The organism is Rhizobium sp. ZX09 (assembly GCF_017357485.1).
Lineage (GTDB): Bacteria > Pseudomonadota > Alphaproteobacteria > Rhizobiales > Rhizobiaceae > Agrobacterium > Agrobacterium pusense.
This window is the reverse complement of sequence record NZ_CP031363.1, coordinates 357,959-378,669: the sequence shown is the minus strand read 5'-3', so window position 1 is coordinate 378,669 and position 20,711 is coordinate 357,959. Positions and strand designations below refer to the sequence as shown.

Below are 20,711 nucleotides of genomic sequence, written 5' to 3'. Positions count from 1 at the left end.
CTTCACGCTACAGCCGAAAGCCGGGCCTTGTCGCCGGACAGCCGGTCGATCATGAAATCGGCGTACCAGTTGACGAACTGCATCACGCCGCCCTCGTCCTCCATGGAGTAAGGGCCGGGCTCATAAGCGGGCGAGCGGATGCCGAAGGCATTTTCCTCGACGATGCGGCGGTCCTGATCGTTGGTTTCGTTCCAGACATGGGTGAGATCCTCAAGATCATAATCCACGCCCTCCACCGCATCCTTGTGCACCAGCCATTTGGTGGTGACCATCGTCTCGTTGGCGCTGAGCGGCAGCACGCGGAAGGAGATGGTGTGGTCGCCGAGGAAGTGGTTCCAGGTCGTCGGGTAATGGAACAGGAGCAGCGCACCGATATGGCTGATGCTGACATCGTCCGACAGCGGCCGGCGCACGGCGCGTTTTCCCGACATTGTGTAGCTTTCCGCTTCGCCGATCAGCGGCATGCGCGCCACGCGGAACTGGCCCTTCGGGTCAATCTTGAAACGGCTGGGCAGGCCAGCTGCTTCGCAGCGTGCCCAGTGGCCGCCGATCTCGGGGTCGCTTGCCCCTCCATCCGTTCCCGTCACGCTCGGGTTTTCGGGATAGGTACGGCAGAGTTCCGGATGGTTGGCGGCGCAATGGTAGCACTCGCGGTTGTTTTCCCAGACGAGCTTCCAGTTACCCTTTTCGATGATGGTGCTCTCATGCGCGACCTTGGCTTCCCATATGCGGTGCGGCGCCATGTAGCTCTCCACTTCGGCGCGCATGGGCTCAAAATCCGCCGGCTGATCGGCGAGGCAGATGAAGACGTAGCCAGCGACGGTTTCGCAGGCGACAGGCTTCAGGCCGAAATCGCCCTTGTCGAACTCCTCGCCCATGTGGCGGGCAAAAAGCAGCTTGCCGTCAAGATCGTAGGTCCACTGGTGATAGGGACAGACCAGACGCGCCGACTGGCCCTTCTGCGTGGTGCAGACGCGGGAGCCGCGATGGCGGCAGGAATTGTGGAACGCGCGGATTTGCCCGTCGCGGCCACGAACGATGACGACCGAATAGGCGCCGACCTGCACGGTGAAATAGCTGCCGGACTTCTGTACCTCACAATCATGGCCGACAAACAGCCAGTCGCGATACCAGATGGTTTCCATATCCAGCTTGAAGTAATCCGGGTCCGTGTAGAAGGGCTGTTCCAGGCTAAAACCTTCGCGGCGGTTTTTCAGCTGGCGCAATACGGTATCACGCAATTCCATGGCCAAATCCTCGATCAAACCGCCCTGCCCGACACCATTTGCGGGGGCTGCGGAAGCATGTCCTCATCTAATCATCGGCCGTCATTTGCGGCAGCACAGACAGCGACATCGGCTTCCGCATTGGCGACAAATTGCGACATGTCCGAACGGCGTCTTCAGGCCATTCCACTGCAAAATCCGGCAACTATTTACTGCCTGCAACGACGTCGCAATATGACGAATGATGGCGCAGCCACTGCCCACCCATCAAAAAACAGGGGCTGCAGCGCAACGGAGTATTAACGCACCCTAAATTATCTTACCGGATCGACAGCAACGAGGGTGTTCCCGGTGGAGAAGGCGACACGCATACGCTATTTCGATGCGAGCAGGCATTCGGTCACACCGATACGCTCGAAGACCGCGCATTCCGATTTTTTGCGGACAGGGCGTATCAGCCGTTACGAAGAGCGGTGGCTGCCGAAAGAACGCGTCTACTACAGCCATGACGAAGTGGCTGCGCTGACCGGGCGAAAGCTGGAAGCTGCCGCCGATGCCACCCACAGCCGCCTGAACGGTTTTCACCAGTCCATCCGTTTTCCGAAGATGGTTTTTCACCATCTGCTGAATGACCGGCCGCATCTGGGTTATTGCCACGTCACGGCGGCGACGACCAGCTTCGATGCAGAGCGTCATGTGCTATGGTCCTTCTATTTCGCGAATTTCTTCGCGGAACTGAGCGGTGCCGAAAACTTCTTCGAAAATATCGATGCGCGTTATTCGCGGATGTATTTCGCTGTCGCCATCAACGCCCTTCCCGATCAGGAAATCGCCGTCGATACATCCGTTCATCGCGGCGGCCTGCTGTTCCAGACCCACGATCCGCGCGTGGCGCTGAAAAACGTCCTCATGCTCGGCGCGCGCTCGGAGGAGATGCGCAGGATCATCAAGGCGATATAGCAGCAACAAAGCCCCCAGGGACTTCATCTTTCTTTCTTAGGCATGTCGTTGTCCCGAAACCGACGACCAGTTTCGGACAATGTGCATTAGCGCTTTCCATTCTGCCCGGAAATACGCTATTGACCGCCCTGAAAGGCAGCATCATGGCGCGTCATATCCATATTGAAAACGAGCGGGAAACCGCCCTTCAAGCAGCCGTCACGGAGCTTGCCGCCGGCCAGCCGATCGCCCTGCCGACGGAAACCGTTTACGGCCTTGCCGCCGATGCCACCAACCCTGCAGCCATTGCCCGTATCTACGAGACCAAAGGCCGGCCGCAATTCAACCCGTTGATCTGCCACATGGCAGATATCGCCATGGCGGAACGTTACGCCATTTTCGATCCCATGTCGCTTGATCTTGCACAGGCCTTCTGGCCCGGCCCGCTGACACTGGTGCTGCCGCTGAAGCCGGCAAGCGATATTCATGCGCTGGCGACGGCCGGGCTCGATACGGTCGGCATTCGCGTACCGCAAGGTTTTGCCGGCGATCTTATTCGCCGGTTCGGCAAACCGCTCGCAGCCCCCAGCGCCAATAGTTCCGGCAAGATCAGCCCGACAAGCGCCGCCCATGTGGAGGCCGATCTCGGTCAGAAAATCAACCTCATTCTCGACGGCGGGGCGGCTTCGGTCGGCGTCGAATCCACCATCGTCAAGGTGGAGGAAGATGGAAGGGTGCGTCTGCTTCGTCCTGGCGGCGTCGTCACGGCCGAAATAGAGCGTGTTGCGGGCAAGCGGCTTGAACGTTCTGAAAAAGCGTCGGCGGCCATCGAGGCGCCAGGCATGCTCGCTTCGCATTATGCCCCCGGCGCCGCCGTGCGCCTCAACGCCACATCGGTTTCGCCTGGCGAAGCGTTGATCCGGTTCGAAGGCATCCCGGTTGCGGGTGAAGAGACCGCCCGCGCCGTTTTCGATCTCAGCCCCTCCGGCGATCTTTCCGAGGCCGCCGCCAACCTGTTCGATTACCTCAAGGCCGCCGATGCAAGCGGCGCAGACAGCATCGCCATCACCAGCATTCCCACTCACGGTCTTGGAGAGGCGATCAATGACCGCCTTTCCCGCGCCGCCGCACCGCGGAGCTGAGGCCCGCCGACCATTCGCCCACCGTTTCAAATGACAGAGAGACGCCTGATGACAACCGTCCCCTCCTCCGACATCCTCGACCGCTTTACCGCCATTGTCGGAGACAGGAATGCGGTGCGCGATGCGGCAGAGATGGCGCCGCGGCTGGTGGAAAATCGCGGGCTTTATCGTGGCGCTTCGCCATTGCTCCTCAAACCCGGATCGGTCGAGGAAGTATCGGCCATCCTGAAGTTCGCCAGCGAGACGGGTACCCCAATCGTGCCGCAGACGGGCAATACCGGCCTTGTCGGCGGGCAAACGCCCCGCGCCGGGGGAACTGACATCATTCTTTCGCTGGAGCGCATGAACCGCATTCGCGATATTGATCCCGTCGCCAATATCATCGTTGCCGATGCCGGCTGCATTCTCGATGACATCCATAAAGCCGCCGATTCGGTTGAACGCATGTTTCCGCTGTCGCTCGGCTCTCAGGGGTCCTGCCGCATCGGCGGCAATCTCGCCACCAATGCCGGCGGTACCGCAGTGCTTGCTTATGGCAATATGCGCCAGCTCTGCCTCGGGCTCGAAGTGGTGTTGCCGACAGGCGAGATCTGGAACGGGCTGCGCCGGCTGAAAAAGGACAATACCGGTTACGATCTGCGTGATCTCTTCATCGGCTCCGAAGGTACGCTCGGCATCATCACCGGCGCGGTGCTGAAGCTCTTCCCGAAGCCACTCGGCCATCAGGTGGCCTTCGCCGGGCTGGCCTCCACCGAAGATGCGCTGAAGCTGTTCGAGATGGCGTCAAACCTCTGCGGCACGGCGCTGACCGGCTTCGAGCTCATGCCACGGATTGGCGTGGAGTTTACCGCCAGACATATTCCCGGCGTGCGCGATCCCCTGGAACAGCCCCATGACTGGTACGCACTCATCGACATCTCCACCTCCGATTCGGCCGAGACGGCGGATACGATGATGCAATTGCTGCTGGAGCGTGGTTTTGAGGCCGGACTGGTCGAGGATGCCGTGATCGCCGCCTCCGAAGCCCAGCGTCAGGCACTGTGGCACATGCGCGAGAGCATGTCGGATGCGCAGAAGCCGGAGGGCGGCTCCATCAAGCACGATGTCTCCGTCCCGGTTTCCAGAATACCGGAGTTTATGGCGACGGCGGAAAAGGCGGTTCTTGCTGCCATCCCGGGCGCCCGTGTCTGCGCCTTCGGCCATCTGGGCGACGGCAACATCCATTACAATATTTCCCAGCCGGTGGGGGCGGACAAGGCGCAATTCCTCGCCCGCTGGCGGGACATGAACGAAATCGTGCACGGCATCGTGCTGTCGCTGGGCGGTTCGATTTCCGCCGAACACGGCATTGGCCAGTTAAAGCGCGACGAACTGGCCGCCATCCGGCCCGGCATCGAAATGGAGCTGATGCGGCGCATCAAGCACGCATTCGATCCCGCCGGAATCATGAACCCCGGCAAGGTGCTGGCGGAATAACCCTTTCCGCCTCAGGCCGAAGCCCGCAATGCCCAGGCGGGCACCATTTCCGCATTCAGCCGGCGCGGCTTCTGCGCGCCGACAAATTGCGTCAGGCTCATGCCCGATTTCGCAATCGACATCGCGTGCTTCTTCGGCAGGAGATAACCATGCTCCAGCGGCGGGGTGCGGCGCAGGACACGGCTGAAAACATTCCGCCGGTGATAACGTGATGGGGAAAAGCGCGCTGGCTGTTCGCAGATCGCGACATATTCCAGGATTTCATCGATCCAGCCTGCCTGCGGGCGTGCGCCCGGCTCGATCAGCAGCAACCAGCCGCCACGCGCGGACTTGACGATATCCTCCAGTTCCCATTGCCCATAAAAACGGCAGCCGGCCGCATCGGCCACACGCGACGATCCATCGCGCGAACCGTGATCCAGAATCACAACATCGCTTACAAGCCCTTCCACGGCACCGGTGACAAGCGCAGACAGCGTATGCGCCAGTTCCGGCTCCTGATCCCGGCATTCCATTATGACTGTCAACATGTGCATAGCTCTAACGCATCGCACAATAAATTGCCACCATGCTCGTCGCGGTAAAATCCGCGGGGGTTGATGTCGCTTTCCGCGATCTCAGGTGCCGGCGTGCCCGTCCTGGCGCTGGCCCCGGCAGTACAAAAGGAGCCAAATTTACAATTTTGTTCTTGTAATGTTCTCATTCGTGATGTAGGAATTTAATCATTCGAGGGGCGATGAGGCCTCTCCGGATGGAAACGGTTTAGGGCGTTCAGCGTGCCTCGAAAGGCGTGCGACGTCTTGGGAGCATCCAGATGAGAAATCATTCGCTTTCGGGGCAGGCTGCCTTCCAGCCGAGCCATATGCCTGACATTGCCAATGCGCTGGCCGATGCATCCGGCCTGCGCATCGAGATTGACCGTCGCCGCGGCCGTGGTGCGGGGCTCAATCCCGACGGACGTTTCGAAGCCTTGCAGCGTGAGGTCTTCGATGATGGCTGGCAGACGCTGGAAGAGATGCCGGAGTTCCGCACCGAGGTGCAGGTGGAAAAGCCACGCAGCATCATCACCCGCAATGAATCGCCCGATATCCCCTTCGATCGTTCCATCAATCCATACAGGGGCTGCGAACATGGCTGCATTTACTGTTTTGCCAGGCCCACTCACAGCTACATGGGCCTTTCGGCCGGACTTGATTTCGAGGCCAAGCTGTTTGCCAAGCCTGATGCGGCCAAACTTCTGGAACGGGAACTGGCGAAACCCGGCTACAAGGCGCGGGTAATCGCCATCGGCACCAATACCGACCCTTACCAGCCGATTGAGCGCGAATGGCGCATCATGCGGCAGATACTGGAAGTGCTGGCCAAGGCTGATCATCCCGTCGCCATCGTCACCAAATCGGCGCTGATCAAGCGGGATATTGATATTCTCGCGCCAATGGCAAAAAAGGGGCTCGTCAAGGTCGGCATTTCCGTCACGTCGCTGGATCGCAAGCTTTCGCGCACGATGGAGCCGCGCGCCGCAACGCCGGAGAAGCGGCTGGAGGCCGTCAAGGCGCTGACGGATGCCGGAATTCAGGTGGCGGTGATGATGGCACCCGTCATCCCGGCGCTTAACGATCATGAAATCGAGCGCATTCTTGAGGCCGGCAAGGCTGCTGGCGCGACCGAGGCTTCCTATGTGCTTTTGCGGCTGCCGCTGGAGGTAAGCCCGCTGTTCCGTGACTGGCTGCTGCGCAACTATCCGGACCGTTACCGTCATGTCATGTCGCTGGTGCGCTCCATGCGCGACGGCAAGGATTATGACGCGGAGTTCGGCAAGCGCATGAAGGGTGATGGCCCTTATGCCTGGCAGATCGGCAGGCGATTCGAGATGGCGACCAAAAGACTTGGTCTCATCCGCCGCGGCATCAACCTGCGTGACGACCTGTTCGTGCCTCCGGGCGGTGCCGGGGTGCAATTGTCTCTGCTTTGAGAGCCGCATGGTGAAAGTGACTGAAGGTAATGAATGCCCGTGATGAACCAGACGCTACCCTCGGGCTCGACCCTGGAACGTGAACCGAGCTCGGCAGGATCTCGGGTCAAGCCCGAGAGGACATCGAGCATGGGGGATGACGCGCCAACAATACGAGGTGCTGTGAGCTTTTAATAAACGGAATTCAAAATGACAGGAGCAACCGTCTCATCGTGTTGCTCTCGACGAAATGCCCGGCTGGTTTTCCCTGGCCCGCCGGACATCGCCCCTGGAACCGCCGCCTCGCGTGCGATCGTTTTTCCTCCGCCGCCCTGCTGGAGGATAAAAGGTCATGACGACCTTGGGCACGGTGAGCCACGCCCCTTGACCCCGGCTCATCGTGCCTGTCATCGCCCGCTTCCGGGGGCTTGCAGGAGATCGGGTGTGTGTGCCAGTTTCGCCGCATGAAACGCACGGCCACACCCGATTCTCCTGCCCTTTTTGATCTTGCCGATACCGGCCCGGATTTCTCGTTCGAGCTGGAAGCGCGAAAGAAGGGCCTCTGGCCGGTCGCCGGCACGGACGAGGCAGGGCGTGGCCCGCTCGCCGGCCCTGTGGTTGCGGCCGCCGTCATTCTCGATCCGGACAATATTCCTGACGGAATGGATGATTCCAAGAAACTGACGAAGCAAAAGCGCGAGAGCCTGTTCGTCCAGATCATGGAAACCTCGATCGTATCGGTCGCCTCCTCCGGCCCGGGCCTGATCGACACCATGAATATCCTGCGCGCCAGCCTCGACGCCATGCGCCGCGCAGTCCTCGGCCTCGAAATTTCCCCCGCCCTCGTACTGGCCGACGGCCGCGACAGGCCGCCAGGCATCACCTGCGAAGCCAAGGCCGTCATCAAGGGCGATTCCCGCTCCCTCTCCATCGCCGCCGCCTCAATCGTCGCCAAGGTGACCCGCGACCGGATGATGGAACGTGCGGGTGTCGTGCATTCATCCTATGGCTTCGAAGGCCATGCCGGTTACGGCACGCCGGCCCATCTACGCGCTATAGAAAGCCACGGGCCTTGCGCGCTGCACCGAATGAGTTTTCGGCCGCTGAAGCGGGATTGATGGAAGCGCTTAACGGAAGTGCATCCCGAACTTATGCCCTCAGTTCAGGAAAGGCCTCAGGTCTGACGCGGGGCAACTGAAAGTCGGCATTCCCTTCTGCTTGATTGAAAAGATAGCGGACGTTCCAACCGCCACCGAACGGCGTCTACAGGCGAGTTGAAGCGGGCGTTGTCGCTTCAAATGCGTCCAAAAGCTCGGTCAACAGATTTCGGCTCTCCGAGAGTTTTCGGCTCTGTTCGTCAATCGAGCCGATTTGAATACGTAACTTCGCCTTCAGTTCATCACACGGCTCAAAGCCCTTCATTCGTTCGAGAGCACACGGCAAGAATTCTCGAATGGCCGTCAGCGTCAGGCCAGCATGTCCCAGCAGCCGGATTCGCTTGACTGTCTCCACGTCGGCAGGACCGTAATCTCTATATCCGGTTTGGGTGCGAACAGGCGCGAGAAGGCCCTCGGCCTCATAATAGCGCAGCATCCTGATGCTGACGCTGGTTCGTCGGGATAGTTCGCCGATTTTCATTATCAGTCCTTGACTCTGACAGCGGTGTCACACTGTAGGCAGGACGCTCCACCATGTAAATTACGGGAGCGTAGAAATGAATCAGAAATTGAGGTTTCGGACCGAGATCAATGGCCGCACAGCGACGGCAGAAGAGCTTTCCTCACTCGCATCTGCTGGCTTCGCACATTTCACGGCAATGCAAGTGCGCGAAGGGGCAGTACGCGGCTTGGAGTTTCATCTGGAGCGACTAAGATCGGCTTCAATCGAATTTTTTGGGCACGCCCTTTCCGACAACCTGGTACGAGAACATATTCGTCACGCCATCAAGGGGGCTCCTTCAGCACATTCGCTGACCGTTACAATGTTCTCACGCAGCGGCGAATTTACCTCGATGGGCGCCGCAGACGACCCTGCCATTTTGATACGCACAGCACCACCATTTGAAGGCCCCGCCGGACCTCTACGTCTGTATAGCGTTCAGCATGAAAGACCCTTCTCGACGATCAAACATGTCGGCGAAGCATCAAAGACCCATTATCTTCGGCAGGCTGTCAAAAAGGGTTATGACGACGCGGTTTTCATCGATAGGCATGGACGCATTAGTGAAGCCACGATTTGGAACATAGCGTTCTGGGATGGCAAAGCCGTGATCTGGCCTGAAGCAGAGCTTTTGCCCGGCGTCACAAGGAGAATTATTCGCCGCCAGCTTGAAGCACTCGGGATTTTCCAAAGGGAGGAGCCGATCAGCCCTGACCGTGTCGCGGAGATGCAGGGTGCGGCGGTGATGAATTCATGGACACCCGGTGTGGGGGTCAGTGCGCTCAATACTACGCCAATACCGGTGTCGTCGACCTTCACCGACATTCTCCGGAAGGCATACGAGCGGGAACCGTTCATCAAAATCTGATCTATGCGGGGGTGCCGCTTTCGATGCGGTCCGCGCCGCGAAAAATGGCTTCGACGGGGCGGATGGATTAGATGTGCGCGGTATGCGCGGTTGCATTTCAAAACAAGCACGACGCCGTCGAATACTTCATTGGCATTAGCGCCCTGCCCGCCCCTACCGTACCTTCCTTTCAGACTGGCTTTGACAACAAAAAACCCCTCACGGCTCGCGCCGGAGGGGTTCTAATCAGTCCGAGATAAATCTCAGTTCAGTTTCGACTTCACTTCGCCGATCGTGGCGGTGAAAAGCTTCGCCTTTGCGGCGGCCGTCGTCTTTTCGGCCAGCAGCTTCTCGGAAGCGGCAATGGCGATGTCGACCGCGGCGGCGCGGACGGCGCCGATGGCGTCTTCTTCGGCCTGCTTGATCTTCTGTTCCGAAAGAGCCGTGCGGCGGGCGACGAATTCTTCCGTCTTCTGCTTGGCTTCTTCCGTCAGTGCTGCGGCTTCGCGTTCAGCGGCGGCAACGATGCCGGCGGCTTCGGCTTCGGCTTCCTTGCGCTTGCGCTGATATTCGGCCAGCAGGTGCTGGGCCTCTTCACGCAGGCGCTTGGCTTCGGCCAGTTCGTCCTGAATGTTCTGCGCGCGCTCGTCCAGAGACTTGGAGAGCATGCCCGGAACCTTGAGATAGGCAATCAGGACGAAGAAGAGAACGAGACCGACGAGAGCGAAAAATGATGCATCAAATGCCATATCAGGCTCCCTTCACGTTCGAAGCCGCGGCAATCGCTGCCTTCACGTCCGTGTCCTTGACCTTTGCGCCAACCAGCTGGTCGACGATTGCGGTCGCGGTTTCCTCGGCGATGGCGCCGACATCGGCGAAAGCCTGATCCTTGATGCCGGCAATGCGCTTTTCGGCAGCGGCAAGCTTTTCGGCGAGACCGGCTTCAATAGCGGCGCGATCGGCATCGGCCTTCGCCTTGGCGGCGTCGCGGGCCGCGGCGCCGATCGAGCTTGCCTTGGCGCGGGCTGCCGCGAGTTCTTTTTCATAGGTTTCGACGGCCGCGTCAGCTTCAGCTTTCAGCCGTGCCGCTTCGTCGAGATCCTGTGCGATGCGTCCATGACGGTTTTCCAGAATGCCGCCGACGCGCGGAACGATGACCTTCTGCATGAGCAGGTAGAAAAGGCCAAACGTAATCGCCAGCCACAGGACCTGCGATGCATAAGTAGACTGGTCGAACGGCGGGAAAACGCCGGAAGAACCGTGCTCGGCGCCATGCGCTACACCGGTTTCCGTGTGCGTGGCTTCCGGTTGCGGCTGGCCAACGGCCGGAGTTTCCGTATGCGTTTCACCTACGGTCGGTGCTGACTGGGCATAAGCCTCGGTCACGAACATGCTCACCTCCAGGGGGACTGCAAATGCGAAGGATCACGGCACGCTATGTTGCGGGCCGTGATCCAGACCTGATGCCGATATTAGACAGCGAACAGGAGAAGGAGAGCAACGAGCAGCGAGAAGATGCCCAGAGCTTCCGTAACGGCGAAGCCGAATACCAGACGGCCGAACTGGCTGTCGGCAGCAGAGGGGTTGCGCAGTGCGCCGGACAGGTAATCACCGAAGATACGGCCGAGTGCGAGGGACGTACCAGCCATGCCGAGGCATGCGAGACCTGCGCCGATGTACTTTGCTGCTTCCGCTTCCATGTGAGACTCCTTGAGATATTGGTTGTTGCGGCTGTTTTTGACGCCCGTTGCCGGGGCCAGCGACTTTACTTCTCAGTGACCACCATGCACGGCGTCGTTCAGGTACATGCAAGTCAGTACCGCGAAGACGTAAGCCTGCAGGAAGGCAACGAGAAATTCGAGAGCGGTCATGGCGACCGTCATGATGAGAGGCAGAACTGCACCGCCGACGCCGAGCGCGCCAAGCGCGCTCATGGAGGCGACGAAGCCTGCGAAAACCTTGAGCGTGATGTGGCCGGCCAGCATGTTCGCGAAAAGACGAACGGAAAGGCTGATCGGGCGCGACAGGAAGGAGATCATTTCAATCGACGCCACAAGCGGCAGAAGCGCCTTGGGCACGCCGGAGGGGGCGAAAATGCCGAAGAAATGCAGACCGTGCTTATAAAAACCGTAAACCACGACCGTGCCGATGACGAGGCAGGCGAGCGCGAAGGTGACAATGATCTGGCTGGTGACCGTGAAGAAATACGGGAACATGCCGAGCAGGTTTGCCGTCAGCACGAACATGAACAGCGAGAAAACGAAGGGGAAGAACACCATGCCCTTCTTGCCGGCGCCTTCGCGCAGCATGGAGGCGATGAACTCATAGGACATTTCGGCAACGGACTGCATGCGGGTGGGGATCAGGCCGCGGTTCGACGTTGCGAAATAAAGGAAACCGGAAGCGGCAGCCACGGTCGCGACCATGAAGAGCGACGCATTGGTGAAGGAAAAATCGACGCCGCCAATTTCGATCGGAATGATCGGCTGCACCAAGAACTGATGGGTCGGATCGTTTGCCACCGGCTGCCCTCTTTACCTGTCGCCGCCTGTCGCGGCATCTCAACTGTAAGGAAAAACAGCCTCAAAGGCCGCGTTTTCCACCCTCGTCTCGTCTGTCCGCCTTCTCAAGCAGCGGCGGCTTGGCCACCGCGCCCGTCGAACGCAACACATTCAATACGCCTGCGCAGAAACCGAGAAGAAGAAGAACGATCATCCCCCACGGCGTCGTGCCGGCAAAATAGTCCAGAAGATAACCCAGCATAGCGCCGACCACGATGGCCGAAATGAACTCCGATGAGAGCTTAACCGCCATCGCAAAGCCCTTCCGGCTCTCCGCAGCGTTGGTCTCCGCCCTCACTTCCGCCTCATCCTCCGCCTTCACCTTTGCCAACTCGTCAGCAAGGCGTTTGCGGCGCTCGTCCAGACTATCGTCACGGTTGCCAGTCATCTTAAAATCCCACCCATTTTCTCCGTTCCAGCCATGCCAGAACCCTTTGGAGTTGTAAACGGTGACGGATTAAGCCTGTTCCAGCCCGCTCTGAAGTCGCGCGCAACATAGTTTTAGGGGCTTCTCTAGTCAAGGCACTGCGAGCGGTTGTTTAGGCACAAATTAATCATGCAAAAACAATGGCTTGACTAGAAATCACTGTTTGGGGGCAATGTTTCGCCGGGGAATCGGCATTTTTGACACGCAAAATGCGACAAATTGGCGGTGGTATCAGCTCCAGCCGCCACCATAGGTACGGTAAAAGACGTGGAGGCCGATTCTGCCGACCTTCTTCATCGACTTGCCCCAGGCGGGGCGCACGTAAACGGCGTGATAGTGGGTGGCAGAGCCAACTTCCTTCAGCCAGATCTTGCCGGCCGTAGTCGCCATGGCCACTTCGCGCGCCATCTTCCAGTGGCGTTCGGAATTCACCCGGTCCTTGATATTATCGCAGGCGAAGGAGAACTGGCAGCGATTGCGCCAGTCCTTGTTCTGGTAGACAACGCCGCAGATGGTTTTCGGATAGGCCGGATTGCGCACGCGGTTGAGGATGACCTGCGCCACCGCCGCCTGACCTTTAACGGACTCACCGCGCGCCTCGAAATAGATGCCCGATGCAAGGCACTGCTGTTCGGCCGGAGAAAACACGGCTGCCGGCAGCGGCGTTGCGGCCCAGGCGTGGTCATCTGGGTTGATCTGCGGTACGAAGCGGCCGGCCTCGGGCTTCTTCAGAATGGCGTCGAAGGGAGACTCGCGGGCAAAATCCGGTTCGGCGGGCGCATAGGCAGTCGCCAGGATGTCCGGCGTGCGGTTGGTGACGAGTTCCGCCAGCATCGGCGAGACGCTCTTGTCCGCCTTCTTTTCCTCGCGGCGGAAATAGAAAGAGGCGAGTTCGACATCCTTGCCGCGTTTCGGCTTGACGAAGGCGGTGCGATCCTTGCGCTTCAGCGGCTCGATATCCAGCATCGAGGTGCGCTGCAGCACCGAACCGGCGGTGAAGGCCTTCGGCGGCTGCATGATTTCGGTGGCGACGATGCGGCCTTTCTTGGCGGCGCGGTTCACCCGATCGCTGTCCGGCGTCGTTGCCTCGCCCTTCTTGTTGGTGACGAACGCGACCTTGCTGCCATTGGGCAGGGTCATGCCGCCGCCATGCAGCGCCTCGTCCCCTTCCGCATCGTTGAATGTCAGGGAGGCGTTATGCGTCGAGCCCGCCGGGGAGGCAGTCAGCACCATGCGCCATTGTTCGCCGCCCTTGTCGAGGCCCGCCAGAAGCGAGGCGAGATCGGCACGCGCAGCGAGGGAGGGAAAGACAAGCCAGGCGGCCAGGCCGAAGACGACGGGTGACGTCCATTTGGACGCCCATCCCTGAAAGGACACGGCGGACCGACGACGCATTACTCTTTTCGAACGCAAAACCAGCACTCCGAACACCGACAACCGAATTTTCTACAGGTGTTCGAGAATCTCTTATTAACCTTGATGGTTGGTTAACGCCGCGCAGGAAGGTGTCTTCACGTTAATGTGTGAGGGAATGCTAATGAGTATGGCGTGGAGTCGAGTTCGCATGCGCCGATCAGAACTGTGCCGCAGGGAATCTCCTCATCCGTCATTCCGGCCTCGAGCCCGAACCAGCCGTCGCGCGTCGGCGCGGCGTAAAGACCCCTTCACCCCAAGGACTTGGGCTGGCTGGATACCGGCTCAAGGCCGATATGACGGAGAGAACGAGATCGCCCGGCTACATTGAGGGTATGCCCACTTCGTCACACCACGACGTGCGAACCGAGTTCCACCACCCGATTGGCAGGCAGGCGGAAATAGTCGGAGGGATCGGCCGCGGTTTCGGCGAGCGCGATGAACAGGCGGTTCTGCCAGCCCGGCATGCCCGATTTCGGATCTGGAACCAGCTTGCGGCGACCGAGATAGAAGGAGGTCGACATGATGTCGAACTTGTAGCCCGTGCGGCGCAGATAGCCCAGCGCCTGGGTAACATTCTGGGTTTCCATGAAGCCGAAATGCAGCTCGACCACGGCGAAACGGTCGCTCATCTTCGTCAACGTATAACGATCTGCCGGATGAACGCGCGGCTGATCCTCGGTGCGGATCGTCAGGATGACGTTCTTGTCGTGAAGGACGTGGTTATGCTTGAGATTATGCAGCAAAGCCGCCGGCGCCGTTTCCGGATCGCCGGTGAGGAAAATCGCCGTACCTGGTACGCGCACCGGCGCATGCGCGCTTTCCTTTTCCACCGAGGCGATGAAGGCCTTCAGCGGCACATCGATGCGGCGCGTCTTGGCGAACAGGATTCTCGAACCGCGCTGCCAAGTCGTCATGATGACCGTGAAGGCAATCGCCAGCAGCACCGGCACGTAACCGCCATCGTGAATTTTCAGAAGGTTTGCGCCGAGGAAGATCAGTTCCAGCACCAGAAGCGGGGTCAGCACCGCAAGGGCAAGCCAGATCGACCATTGCCAGCGTTTGCGCACGAACTCGAAGAACATCAGGCTGGTGACGACCATCGCACCGGTGACCGAAATACCATAGGCGGTGGCCAGCGCATCCGAGCTCTTGAAGGTGAGCACCAGGGCAACGACACCGAAAAGCAGGATGGTGTTGACCGCCGGAAGATAAATCTGCCCGGTATTGGTTTCCGAGGTGAAGAGAATTTCCATGCGCGGCAGATAGCCGAGGTGAATCGCCTGGCGAACCAGTGAGAAGGCGCCCGTTATGACGGCCTGGCTGGCAATGATTGTCGCGGCGGTCGCCAGAATGACGGCGGGAAGGATCGCCCATTGCGGGAACATCAGATAGAAGGGATTGGACATGGCCGCCGGGTCTTTCAGCACCAGCGCGCCCTGCCCCAGATAGTTCAGCGTCAGCGCCGGGAATACCAGACAGAACCACGCCCACTGGATGGGGCGGCGGCCGAAATGGCCGAGGTCTGCATAAAGCGCTTCTGCGCCCGTGATCGTCAGGAACACCGCGCCGAGTACGACAATGCCATAAAAACCTTCATTCGCCAGAAACTCGACCGCGTGCCACGGGTTGAAGGCAAAGAGAATGCTGAAGTCGTCAGCGATATGAATGAGGCCTGCAAGGCCCATGACGATGAACCAGACCGCGGTGATCGGTCCGAAAAATTTTGCCACCGTGCCGGTGCCGTGGGACTGGATGGCGAAGAGGCCAATCAGGATGCCGACAGAGATCGGAATGATGAAGGCGTCCATCTCCGGGGTGACGAGCTTCAGGCCTTCCACCGCCGAAAGCACTGAAAGTGCCGGGGTGATCATGGCGTCGCCGAGAAACAGCGCCGCGCCAATCAGGCCAAGCACGATGAGGACGCTGCGATGGGTGCCGGCCGTCTTCATCAGCAGCGCCAGCAGCGACAGCGTGCCGCCCTCACCGTCATTGTCGGCGCGCAGCAAAAGCGTGATGTATTTGAAGGTGACGATGATCGTAAGAGACCAGATCATCAGCGATGTGAGGCCGATGACCTCTTCCTGCGTCACCCCGTCATAGGCGATGGGCCGCAGGGCTTCGCGAAAGGCGTAGAGCGGGCTGGTGCCGATATCGCCATAAACGACGCCGATCGAACCAAGTATAGCGGCGTAAAGCCCCTTGTTCTTGTGAGCGTCATCCGCATCCGGCTTCTCGGCAACATCCTTGTCAGCGATCTGGGACATGATGATCCTGGCTCCTCAGAGCCAGCCCTTCCAACGAAAAAAGAGAAACGGGATGATTGCGGACATCACCATGACGATCAGCGCAAGTGGATAACCAAATGTCCAGTTCAACTCCGGCATGAGCTGAAAGTTCATTCCGTAAACCGAAGCCACCAGCGTGGGCGGCAGAAAAACCACCGAAGCGATCGAGAATATCTTGATGATGCTGTTCTGCTCGATGTTGATGATGCCGAGCGAGGCATCGAGCAGGAAGGTCAGATTGCCGGAAACGAAGGAGGCATGTTCGTTCAGCGACTGGATATCGCGTCCGATGGACTTGCCCTGCTCCCTCGCAACCTTGTCCGCGCTCGCCTGATCGCTGGTGGAAAAGAACGTCTGCAGCCGCGCCAGCGATGCGAGGCTGACGCGGACCTTCGAAATCAGCCGATGATAGGCAGCGATGTTGGTCAGGCGGTCTTCGAGATAACGCGGCGCCTTGCGCTTGGAACGGGCCTGGCTGCCGAGAATATCAGCGGCGAGATTGTCGATGCCAGCGACCGAGTTTTCGAGGATTTCCGCCGTGCGGTCGACAATGGTTTCGAGGAGCTTCAACAGAAGCGCCGTGCCGCTGCGCATCTCATGCGGCGCGCGGGTGATGGCGGCAATGAAAAGGTGGAATGATTTCGGCTCAGCATAACGGATCGTTACGAGGCGCGTGCCGGCGAGGATGAAGGCGACGTCGGTGAGGCGGGGGTCGTCCGAATCCGCCTTCCACACCAGCGATGCGGTCATGAAAACATTGCCGTCTTCCATGTAGAGACGGCTGGAGGGCTCGATATCCTTCAAATCCTCACGCGTCGGCAGATCGAGCTGCAGCAGCTTTTCCACATGCTGCTCTTCCGCCCTGTCCGGGTTGACGAGATCGATCCAGACGATGTCATCAGGAATCTGTACGGAGCCGTCGTCTGACGACAGGCTGATCGCCTCGCAATTGGCGCGATAGGCTTTTATCAATCCGTTTCTCCGCTCCACATTGCAGGCCTTAGCCGCAATGCTGCTTAACATATCCTGTTTGCTGTCGGCAAACCTTTGGACGACACTTCAGGGACCACCGAAACAGGCGCAACGTCATATCGCGCCAGCCCGATGGACCAAGAGCCAAACGGCGCAGGCGTATGCGCCCAAAGCGAGATGCAATCAAGCAATATTTTTTCGCGACAGCTTTGCAGACGAAGCACTTCTGGATTTCATGGCCAGAAACCGCACCGTTACTGGCCACCAATCTTCTGTTTTTACAGGACTATTCACAGCGCAGGTGCGCTTTGCGGTTTTTCCGGCCGTCCGTAGCTTATTCGAAAACGATCTTTGGAGCCGCTTTTCTTTCACCGGCGCCAATACGCTCCCAGACTTTTTTCGCTATCTCGCGGTAGATCGCAGCTTGTGGACCATCCGGGTCGGCAACGACGACAGGCGTTCCGGCGTCCGACATTTCGCGGATGGCGATGGTGAGCGGCACCTCGCCGAGGAACGGCACACCGATCCTTTCGGCTTCCGCCTTCGCGCCGCCGTGGCCGAAAATATCGTAGCGGGCGCCGGTATCAGGCGCGATGAAGTAACTCATGTTCTCGATGACGCCGAGCAATGGCACCTCCACCTTGCGGAACATGGTGATGCCCTTGCGCGCGTCGAGCAGCGCGAGGTCCTGCGGAGTGGAAACGATGACCGCGCCGGCAAGCGGCACCTGCTGGGCGATGGTCAGCTGCGCATCACCCGTGCCGGGCGGCATATCCAGCACCAGCACGTCGAGCTCGCCCCAGGCGACTTCACGCAGCATCTGCATCAGGGCGGACTGCACCATTGGCCCGCGCCAGATCATCGCGGCCTCCTCATCCACCAGAAACCCCATGGACATGACCTTCAGCCCATAATTCTCCATGGGAAGTATGATGCGGTCTTCCTGCTGTTTCGGACGACCGGAAATCTTGAGGAGCCGCGGCAGCGAAGGCCCGTAGATGTCCGCATCCAGCATGCCGACCTTCAGGCCAAGCGCCTGAAGGCCGAGCGCAAGATTGACTGATGTCGTCGATTTGCCGACCCCGCCCTTGCCCGATGCGACGGCGATGATGGCGCGGACGCCGGGGACGCCCACCTTGGACGAGCCCGGCTGCTGCGTCGGCCGGCCGGCTGCCGCGGCGGGACGCGCCGGCGCCGGCTGTTGTTGGCCGGGCTTGCGATCGGCAGTCAGCGCCACGACCGCGCCGGCGATGCCCGGAACGCCCTTCGCCGCCCGTTCGGCGGACAGGCGCAACGGCTCCATCTCGGCCGCCCTGTCGGCCGGGACGGTGATCGAGAAATAGGCCTTTCCATCTGCGATGAAGATTTCCGAGACCATGCCGAGGGAAACGATGCTTCTGCCGCTGCCGGGATAGATGACGGCGTCCAGAGCCTTTTCCACCTGGTTCTTGCTGACCTCTGCCATTGTCTTACTCCGTTACATCGTCCGGCCTGATAGGGAAACAATTTGCGCCATCCATAGACAAGCGGAAGCGGTTCGCCAATGCCAAAGCGCAAACAGGAACCATTCGCGACGATTTAGCGCTGCGATTTCAAATCTCGTCATCCATATCGAGCGTCTCCGGATCGAAGACGCGCCCGTCGAAGAAACAGTCGGGTCCCAGAACGAGGCCGGTGCGCGATGCGCCGACATGAACAGGTTCCCTCAGCGTGCCTTCCAGCTTCAGATTGGCGCCTGGCACCGGCACGAAAAGTGGTTTCATCGCCTTGCGAAAAATATCCGGCCTATACGCATTGCGTGCGGCTTCCACCACCGCGGCATCGAAACGGCAACCGGCGGGTATTTCCCCCCAGCGCAACATCTGGCTGAAGAACCAAAGAGCCTGGCTTTGCCATGGAAAATTCGCCGCTTTCGCGCTGGTGACGAAAAATTCCTGAAAACGCTGCATGTCCTTCTGCGAAGTCGAAATATAGCCCGTCAGGGCCGGAAGCAGGAATTCGCCACTGACGTTCATATAATGGGGGGCGGCCAGAATACCGGCGAGTTCTTCGATATTGGCGGGGTTGGCGCACCACTCGCCCGCGCGGTAAAGCGCGCGCAGCAGCCCCTCCAACAGGCTGGCATTCGCATCAGCCCAATCTCGCTTCACGGCAAGTATTTTTTCCGGGGCATTGTGCCAGATGAGCGCGCCCGTCGTCACGATACGCCCGGCGCCAACCAGCACCGCAGCGCTGCCCGCGGGTTCAGCAGAACAGAGCGCATCGACGTCGCCGCTTTCCAAAAGCCCGGGCATCGCCTTCGGCAGCGCTTCGACGATTTCCATGTCACGGCCAAGCAGCACACCGCAGCTTCCGAGCAGATAACGCAGGGCATAAAAGGAGGTCGAGGCGATATCCTCAACCGCGAAGACGGGCGGATTTTCACCCGCGGCCCGGCGTGCGGCGCAGACGCGGGCCATCGCACGGCCGAAAGCCGCCGGGTCCGGCAGCTTCAGTCCCTCACGGTAAAGTTCATCATAAAACCCAGGGGAAACGGTGGTCGCGGAGCCGCCGAGGGAAAGCGTGAAAACGCCGATGATATTGGCCGGCATATCATGGAGACCAACGGCCGACCCCACGGGAACGGGAGCGGGCAAATGCGCGATCTGAACGCCGTCCTCGCCGAGCACCGAAAGAACACCACGTGCGGACTGCTTTCGGACCAGTTCCAGTTCTATGCCTTCATCGGCGGCAAAGCCTTTTTCGGCAGCGACTATCAGCACGGCGCAATCGACAGTCGGAGAAAATCCCGCTTTTACACTATGCCGCTCCGGCAACGATTTCTCCTTTCCGGTGATTCGAAAAGAGGATCGCCCAGGAAGGGCTTTATCACAATGATAAAATTGCGAGTTTCGCTATTTAATCAGTCCGACGCGCAGGGCCTTGGCGACCGCCTGGGTGCGGTTGACCGTATCGAGTTTTTTCGTCGCGCGGTTCAGGTAGTGATTGATGGTATGCTCCGACAACATCATGATCTCGGCGATTTCAGCACTGGTCTTGCCGGCTGCCGTCCAGTTCAAGCAGTCGATCTCCCGTTCGCTCAATGTTTCCGGCACGCGGAGATCGAGACGGCGGATCTCGGACAGCCGGGCAAAGACGTGGCTGGAAATGTAAAAAAGCTCCGCAAGTCGGGCTTCCGGCAGGGCCGTCTTGTTGCCGGAAAAGGATACGGCGCCGCGCCTGAGGGTGACATCATGCACCGGGAACCAGACGGAATTTATCATCTCGAACCGTTCGAAAAGCGCGACCACGTTTTTCTTCAGGACATGCCCCTCGCCTTCGACCAGGAAATCCAGCGACACGGAAAAGGGTACAGTGGATTTTCTTAGCCGCGCCATGACGCGGCTGTTCTGCAACTCGCCTTCTTCATCGTAGCGTTGCAACAGTTCGGCCGGCCAGCTGGTGATGACAGTATAATGCGACAATTCGCTTGAGACCTCTGTAGTGAGGTCGAGTACCATGAAGGCCCTGAATTCCCACGCCTCCGTCAGCCGCTTCAGGAAGCGGAATATATCGAACTGCGTATTAAGATTGGCGATCTCGCGAACGCAATCAACACCAATCGACTGAACGCTGGCCATTTCTGTTTTCTGCATGAAAGCTGTTCTTCGAGCATGAGGAAATGCCGCCGCAAAGGCCCGCCTCTGCCCGGAATTTTGAGGATGTTACTCAGCAAATCGATTCATGCAAACAAAAGTTGAAAATTAGATCAGAATATTCGAAAATTAGCGTTATCTCGCGTAAGCCGGTCATGTCTCCTCTTTTTCGCGG

20 protein-coding genes are annotated in these 20,711 nt (G+C 59.3%); 6 read left to right on the top strand and 14 right to left on the bottom strand.

The window, feature by feature from the left end:
* Positions 1-2 precede the first annotated feature (2 nt).
* The gene (locus tag BTN45_RS01775) at positions 3-1,247 is read right to left on the bottom strand and encodes an aromatic ring-hydroxylating dioxygenase subunit alpha (protein ID WP_006699899.1); all 1,245 of its coding nucleotides are present in this window, start codon (positions 1,245-1,247) and stop codon (positions 3-5) included.
* 330 nt (positions 1,248-1,577) lie between these two features.
* On the opposite strand from BTN45_RS01775, the gene BTN45_RS01770 reads away from it, so the two are divergent.
* The 3 genes from BTN45_RS01770 (at position 1,578) to BTN45_RS01760 (ending at position 4,783) form a co-directional block, all read left to right on the top strand.
* A complete protein-coding gene (locus BTN45_RS01770; protein ID WP_004440288.1) occupies positions 1,578-2,186 on the top strand; it encodes a DUF6656 family protein in 609 nt (202 codons plus the stop codon).
* A gap of 143 nt (positions 2,187-2,329) precedes the next feature.
* On the top strand, positions 2,330-3,307 hold the full coding sequence (locus BTN45_RS01765; protein WP_004440284.1) for an L-threonylcarbamoyladenylate synthase: 978 nt from the start codon (positions 2,330-2,332) through the stop codon (positions 3,305-3,307).
* A gap of 48 nt (positions 3,308-3,355) precedes the next feature.
* The gene (locus BTN45_RS01760) at positions 3,356-4,783 is read left to right on the top strand and encodes an FAD-binding oxidoreductase (RefSeq protein ID WP_142181793.1); all 1,428 of its coding nucleotides are present in this window, start codon (positions 3,356-3,358) and stop codon (positions 4,781-4,783) included.
* Between the two features lie 11 nt (positions 4,784-4,794).
* Here BTN45_RS01760 and BTN45_RS01755 read toward each other — a convergent pair whose 3' ends face one another.
* Positions 4,795-5,313, bottom strand: coding sequence for a hypothetical protein (locus tag BTN45_RS01755; RefSeq protein WP_004440279.1), 519 nt, complete (start codon positions 5,311-5,313; stop codon positions 4,795-4,797).
* A gap of 284 nt (positions 5,314-5,597) precedes the next feature.
* Here BTN45_RS01755 and BTN45_RS01750 point away from each other — a divergent pair, with 284 nt between their 5' ends.
* Together BTN45_RS01750 and BTN45_RS01745 are read left to right on the top strand one after the other, a co-directional pair.
* Positions 5,598-6,755, top strand: coding sequence for a PA0069 family radical SAM protein (locus tag BTN45_RS01750; protein WP_207588715.1), 1,158 nt, complete (start codon positions 5,598-5,600; stop codon positions 6,753-6,755).
* Between the two features lie 443 nt (positions 6,756-7,198).
* Positions 7,199-7,852: a ribonuclease HII gene (locus BTN45_RS01745; protein ID WP_072494030.1), complete on the top strand. Its 654-nt coding sequence runs from the start codon at positions 7,199-7,201 to the stop codon at positions 7,850-7,852.
* 145 nt (positions 7,853-7,997) lie between these two features.
* On the opposite strand, the gene BTN45_RS01740 is transcribed toward BTN45_RS01745, so the two are convergent.
* Complete coding sequence (locus BTN45_RS01740) at positions 7,998-8,372, bottom strand: MerR family transcriptional regulator (protein WP_022555709.1); 375 nt, start codon at positions 8,370-8,372, stop codon at positions 7,998-8,000.
* 76 nt (positions 8,373-8,448) lie between these two features.
* On the opposite strand from BTN45_RS01740, the gene BTN45_RS01735 reads away from it, so the two are divergent.
* Positions 8,449-9,261: an aminotransferase class IV family protein gene (locus BTN45_RS01735; protein ID WP_207588714.1), complete on the top strand. Its 813-nt coding sequence runs from the start codon at positions 8,449-8,451 to the stop codon at positions 9,259-9,261.
* 242 nt (positions 9,262-9,503) lie between these two features.
* Here the strand turns inward: BTN45_RS01735 and BTN45_RS01730 are convergent, their stop codons facing one another.
* The 11 genes from BTN45_RS01730 to BTN45_RS01680 form a co-directional block, all read right to left on the bottom strand.
* A complete protein-coding gene (locus BTN45_RS01730) occupies positions 9,504-9,989 on the bottom strand; it encodes a F0F1 ATP synthase subunit B (RefSeq protein ID WP_004440269.1) in 486 nt (161 codons plus the stop codon).
* Between the two features lies 1 nt (position 9,990).
* Positions 9,991-10,632: a F0F1 ATP synthase subunit B gene (locus tag BTN45_RS01725; RefSeq protein WP_004440268.1), complete on the bottom strand. Its 642-nt coding sequence runs from the start codon at positions 10,630-10,632 to the stop codon at positions 9,991-9,993.
* 80 nt (positions 10,633-10,712) lie between these two features.
* Positions 10,713-10,940, bottom strand: a complete 228-nt coding sequence (locus BTN45_RS01720) for a F0F1 ATP synthase subunit C (RefSeq protein WP_003494147.1) — start codon at positions 10,938-10,940, stop codon at positions 10,713-10,715.
* Positions 10,941-11,012: 72 nt separating this feature from the next.
* Positions 11,013-11,762, bottom strand: coding sequence for a F0F1 ATP synthase subunit A (locus BTN45_RS01715; RefSeq protein ID WP_004440258.1), 750 nt, complete (start codon positions 11,760-11,762; stop codon positions 11,013-11,015).
* A gap of 61 nt (positions 11,763-11,823) precedes the next feature.
* Positions 11,824-12,189: an AtpZ/AtpI family protein gene (locus BTN45_RS01710; protein WP_022555707.1), complete on the bottom strand. Its 366-nt coding sequence runs from the start codon at positions 12,187-12,189 to the stop codon at positions 11,824-11,826.
* A gap of 270 nt (positions 12,190-12,459) precedes the next feature.
* Positions 12,460-13,623 carry a cell wall hydrolase gene (locus BTN45_RS01705; protein ID WP_207588713.1) on the bottom strand — a complete coding sequence of 388 codons (1,164 nt, stop codon included), beginning with the start codon at positions 13,621-13,623 and terminating at the stop codon, positions 12,460-12,462.
* A 365-nt stretch (positions 13,624-13,988) separates the two neighbouring features.
* Positions 13,989-15,908, bottom strand: a complete 1,920-nt coding sequence (locus BTN45_RS01700) for a potassium transporter Kup (RefSeq protein WP_004440255.1) — start codon at positions 15,906-15,908, stop codon at positions 13,989-13,991.
* 15 nt (positions 15,909-15,923) lie between these two features.
* A complete protein-coding gene (locus tag BTN45_RS01695; protein WP_004440254.1) occupies positions 15,924-16,901 on the bottom strand; it encodes a magnesium transporter CorA family protein in 978 nt (325 codons plus the stop codon).
* Positions 16,902-17,235: 334 nt separating this feature from the next.
* Positions 17,236-18,366 (bottom strand): Mrp/NBP35 family ATP-binding protein, encoded by a 1,131-nt coding sequence (locus BTN45_RS01690; RefSeq protein ID WP_077986690.1) that lies wholly within the window; start codon positions 18,364-18,366, stop codon positions 17,236-17,238.
* A gap of 127 nt (positions 18,367-18,493) precedes the next feature.
* On the bottom strand, positions 18,494-19,717 hold the full coding sequence (locus tag BTN45_RS01685) for a CmpA/NrtA family ABC transporter substrate-binding protein (protein WP_112553341.1): 1,224 nt from the start codon (positions 19,715-19,717) through the stop codon (positions 18,494-18,496).
* A gap of 78 nt (positions 19,718-19,795) precedes the next feature.
* On the bottom strand, positions 19,796-20,536 hold the full coding sequence (locus tag BTN45_RS01680; protein ID WP_207588711.1) for an autoinducer binding domain-containing protein: 741 nt from the start codon (positions 20,534-20,536) through the stop codon (positions 19,796-19,798).
* Positions 20,537-20,711: the final 175 nt, after the last annotated feature.